Origin of the sequence: Streptomyces recifensis, assembly GCF_002154615.1 — a bacterium.
GTDB lineage: Bacteria > Actinomycetota > Actinomycetes > Streptomycetales > Streptomycetaceae > Streptomyces > Streptomyces griseoluteus.
The window spans coordinates 1-535 of record NZ_MUNH01000819.1 but is presented as its reverse complement, the minus strand read 5'-3'; the positions used below and the strand labels follow the sequence as shown (position 1 = coordinate 535).

Sequence of the window (535 nt, the reverse complement as noted above, 5' to 3'; positions counted from 1 at the left end):
CCTTCAAGGTCGTCCCCGCCCGGCACCCCGCCCGCTGGGCCGGGGCCGCCGCCGTCCTCGTGCTGGTCGCCCAGTTCACCCACGGGCTCGCCACCAACCCGGTCTGGGAGTGGCGCGTCTTCGGCGACTACGTCCTGTCCGAGACGATCGTCCAGGCCGTCTGGGTCACCCTCCAACTCACCGCCTACGCCACCGTGCTGGGCTTCCTCCTGGGCACCGTGCTGGCCTTCATGCGGCTCTCGCACAGCCCGGTGCTGCAGACCGTCGCCTGGACCTACATCTGGGTGTTCCGGTCCATCCCGATGATCGTGCAGCTCGTGTTCTGGTTCAATCTGAGCGCCCTCTACGAACGCCTCGGCATCGGCATCCCCTTCGGTCCCGTCTTCTGGTCCGTCGACAGCGACAGCCTGATCGGCACCATCGGCGCCGCCGTCATCGGCCTCACCCTCCACCAGGCCGCCTACGCCGCCGAGATCGTCCGGGGCGGAGTCCTCTCCGTCGACTCCGGACAGCGCGAGGCCGCCGCCGCGCTCGG

The 535-nt window shown here is 70.1% G+C and carries 1 protein-coding gene; it reads left to right on the top strand.

Annotation, left to right across the window (positions count from 1 at the left end; all coding sequences use genetic code 11):
- Positions 1–535 (top strand): ABC transporter permease subunit (locus CCN33_RS30030; protein WP_140394768.1); only part of this gene is annotated, 535 nt, incomplete at both ends.